Here is a 4,033-nt window from a genome sequence, read left to right on the forward strand (position 1 = left end):
GGGCGATAAAGCCAGTCAGCTGAATGTGCTGGGCAGCGAGATCAATGCCAAAGGTAATATCAAGCTGAAATCGGATGGTGATATCAACTTACAATCGGCATTAGATGAGAGCGAGCAGCACAGCAAAAACAGCAGCTCCAGTTGGGGTGCGGGTGTTGCGATTTCCGTGGGGCAAGGCGGTGCAAGCTATGGCGTGACCGCCAACGGCAGTCTGAGTCGCGGCCAAGCCGATGGCAAAGACACCGCCCAGCAAAATAGCCATATCAACGCAGGCAAAACCCTGACGCTGGAATCCGGCAACGACACCCGCGTAGAAGGGGCGGTAGTTAGCGGCAGTAAAATCGTTGCCGACATCGGCGGCGATTTAAAACTCGCCAGCCGCCAAGACACCAGCCAGTTTGATAGCAAGCAAAGCAGCGTAAGCGCCAGCGTCACGGTGGGCGTGGGCGTATCGGGTAGCGCCAGCATTAGTCAGGACAAAATGAAATCTGACTACGCGGCCGTCACCGAGCAAAGCGGCTTGTTTGCAGGCAAAGATGGCTTTGAGATTAAGGTTAAAAAGAATACCGACCTGAACGGCGCAGTGATTGCCAGCAAGTCGGATGACAACACCCTCAGCACCGGCACGCTCACGCAAAAAGACATCAACAACCACGCTGAATACAGCGCCAGCAGCATCGGCATTGGCGGTGGCTTTAGTTTGGGCGGGACTGAGAAAAAACCGGAAGACGGCAAAGCCCCAAGTAGCGATAAACCTGCATCCTCCGGCTGGAAAATGACCGATGCGGGATCAAGTGGCGTTACCGCCACCATGCCCGTCGCCCTCAGCGCTGGGGACAATGGCACGAGCACCACCAAAAGCGCCATTGCCACCGCCAAAATCACCATCACCGATGAAGCCAAGCAAAAAGAATTAACCGGCAAAACCGCCGCCGCTTCCATCGCCAGCCTGAGCCGCGACACCGATGGCGCGCAGCAGCAACTCGCCAACGATTTTAAACCTGAAAAAATCAACGAGCTATTCAGCGCCACCAAAACCTTCTTGCAAGAAGGCAGCACCTTTATGGCTAACCGCACGGCTGAGGCGGATGCGGCGAAAAAAGCACTGGACGGCACATCGGCCAGCTTAAAAGCAGAACAAGCCAAGCCACAAGATCAGCAAAATCAGGCGCTGATCCGCCAGCTGGATGCTCAAGTAATTAGTCTGGGCGCGCAAAAAACCGAAGCAGATAGATGGACGCCCGGCGGTGACTACGGCCGCGCCATGACTGCACTGCAAGCTGCGGTGGGTGGTAATGTCAGCGGCGGAGTAACGGGTTTGGTGCAAAATGGCGCGGTGGCTTACTTGCAAAGCATAGGCGCTGAAAAGATCAAAGAGATAGCAAACACGTTCCAAAAAGAGGGCAAAGAAACCGCCACAAGTGAAAACGTCCGCGCCGCCCTACACGCCATCGCCTCTTGCGCCGGAGCAGCGGTCTCCGCCAGCAACTGCAGCAGCGCCGCCGTGGGAGCCGCCTCTAGCGTCGTCATCAACAACGTCCTGTCTGAACTTGAAAACACCAATGCAGATAAGATGACCGCCAGTGAAAAGGAAAAACGTAAGAATCTGGTTGGCTCCATCATCACCGGCATTGTTGCGGCAACAGATGGCAATGCAGCGGCGGCAAATAATGCGGCGCAGATTGAGATGCAAAACAATATGCTGGCTAATGCTCGGCAGATTGATCGCATTAAACAACTGGCAAAAGGGGATAAAAACAAGGAAGTCCGTCTGCTGGCTGCTGCATGCGCACAGCTTAAATGCACCGCTGGCTTAGCAAAAGATGACCCTAATTATTCGATTTATTCCGCTCTTGAATTGTTGGGGAAAACTGATGCGCTCAAAGGCGAGCGCGAATTGCTCGCCAAACAGACGGATCCAGTGCAGTTGGTTTATTTGGGGGGCGCTGCTGAATTGCCAATTTTCGGGCAATACTCCGATCCGATGGCTTGGCAGGATGCGGCTAGCCGAAATCAGCTTGGAACACGGGGTATCGGTGCTCTGCAAGCTGTTGGGGGCATGGCAGAAATTATGGCAGCGACAGGGCTTGCTACAACGTGTGGAACCGCTGTGGCTTGTGTTGCAGCAGGTGTTCTTGTTACATCTGGTGCAGATAATTTACATGCAGGCGTTGTAACTGCCATCAAAGGGAAGGCTGAAAATACAGCTGGTGCACAGATTATCCAGAAAGTGTTGGGGACCAATCCTGAAACGTCAGAGTTGCTTTATGCCGCAATGCAGCTGGGCGCGTCGCCTGCTGCCGTATCCAAGCTGGAAAAGGTTTTGGATGTTAATAAAGCATGGGAGTCGGCCAAGATTCTTAACGCCGGTGAGGTTGCTGCTTCTGGCAAAGGGTTTATCTCGACACAACAAATCACCACACAAGGCGTGCCTGCTGCGCTGAGTCAGGCAGAATTGACGCAGTTGAGTAAATTGAGCCGTTTGGATACAGGGCAAGCCGGTGCATTGCGCGAAACAGTGGCTGACGCCTATTTCTCGCGAAATGGATTTACGGCACTAGATGGAAAATGTGGGGCCAATTGTTTTGATGGCGTTTATTTCAAAGGCGATCAGGTGATTATTAATGAAGTGAAACCTTTGAATGCGAATAATTCAATCAAATTGGCGGGGCCGAATCCGACTACCGCACTGCCACCACAGATGTCTGATCAGTGGATTACAAGTCGAGTAATGGAGTTAAAGTTTTCTAAGGATCCTGTGAAAATGGCGACAGCTGAAGCAATTATGAAGGCTAAAGAGAATGGCAATTTGATTAAGATGGTGTCAGGTGTGAATGGTGATGGCATGACTATGGTGAGACTCAAATGAGCAAAGATACTCGCAACCGTGAACAGCAGCTTTTAGACTTTTTGAAAGGTGAACAAGATGATCTACCGAGGAAGTTGGATAGTTATATCAATCGTTTTCACAAAGTAGATCGTGGTTGGATATTGAGTTGGATTTCTATCTTGTACGAGTGCAGAGCTCTCAAAGCCTCTTTCATTGACCACGATCAGACAGCTATGCGACAGCAGTTTTATATGACCAGCATTTTGTCAGCCGCTGCAAATGCTGCAGGATTTAATCCTGATTTTCGCGATCTTGGCTTACCAGTTGAGGCTTTTGTGCATGCACTTCTTTCTGATAGCCCTGAGTGTATTAACCAGATTGCTCACGCCGGTTTGATGTACAAGGCTGACCCCAAAAGCTATCACTATTACACGCATATGCTGCAATTACTTTTACTGGGCGATCATTCTGCAATTAAAGAAATGATCGCTGTGGGTGCGAAAAAATGCGGTAAGCCCTTGCGTGAAGAATTTGCCACTGGACGAGATTTCTTTTCCTTGTTTCTACGGCAGGACAAACCCGCGCTGGAAGAACATATCTTCAACCTGACTAAAATTAAGTCCGAATTGATTCACCGCGATTTTCTTCACTATTGGGCGGTGCTCTGCACCAAATTGTGCTGGATTAAGGGTATCGAGGTTGAAATCGACCACCCCTTGATCCCTATGGCCCTAATGCCGGTGAAGCCTTTGCCGCACTATGAAATCGAATATGATTTTCTGCGATCAGGATGGGAACCACCTAAAGATGATTTGCTGCATAAAATCAAACGCTGGCTCAAGTGACGCATGGGCAAAGCGTGATATGCATATCAACCTGCAATCGGCGCTGGATGAGAGCGAGCAGCACAGCAAAAACAGCAGCTCCAGCTGGGGTGCGGGCGTTGCGATTTCCGTGGGGCAAGGTGGCGCAAGCTATGGCGTGACTGCCAACGGCAGCCTAAGCCGCGGCCATGCCGATGGCAAAGATACCGCCCAGCAAAACAGCCATATCAACGCAGGCAAAACCTTGACGCTGGAATCGGGCAACGACACCCGCATAGAAGGCGCCGTGGTCAGCGGCAGCAAAATCGTTGCCGACATCGGCGGCGATTTAAAACTCGCTAGCCGCCAAGACACCAGCCAGTTTGATAGCAAGCAAAGC

At 51.4% G+C, this 4,033-nt stretch carries 3 protein-coding genes; all 3 read left to right on the forward strand.

Annotated elements, in window-relative coordinates; translation table 11 throughout:
• A partial coding sequence (locus Q0R17_RS01485; RefSeq protein ID WP_293931452.1) for a hemagglutinin repeat-containing protein occupies nucleotides 1–2,869 on the forward strand: 2,869 nt, incomplete at its 5' end.
• Nucleotides 2,866–3,675 carry an Imm49 family immunity protein gene (locus Q0R17_RS01490; RefSeq protein WP_293931455.1) on the forward strand — a complete coding sequence of 270 codons (810 nt, stop codon included), beginning with the start codon at nucleotides 2,866–2,868 and terminating at the stop codon, nucleotides 3,673–3,675. The genes Q0R17_RS01485 and Q0R17_RS01490, both read left to right, overlap by 4 nt.
• 19 nt (nucleotides 3,676–3,694) lie before the next feature.
• The coding region (locus tag Q0R17_RS01495) for a hemagglutinin repeat-containing protein (protein WP_293931458.1) at nucleotides 3,695–4,033 on the forward strand (339 nt) is incomplete at its 3' end.

The organism is Iodobacter sp., assembly GCF_025352645.1.
Lineage (GTDB): Bacteria > Pseudomonadota > Gammaproteobacteria > Burkholderiales > Chitinibacteraceae > Iodobacter.

Coding starts and splice junctions, on each gene's coding strand:
- Q0R17_RS01490 (WP_293931455.1), top strand. CDS start 2,866: ATGAGCAAAGATACTCGCAACCGTGAACAGCAGCTTTTAGACTTTTTG.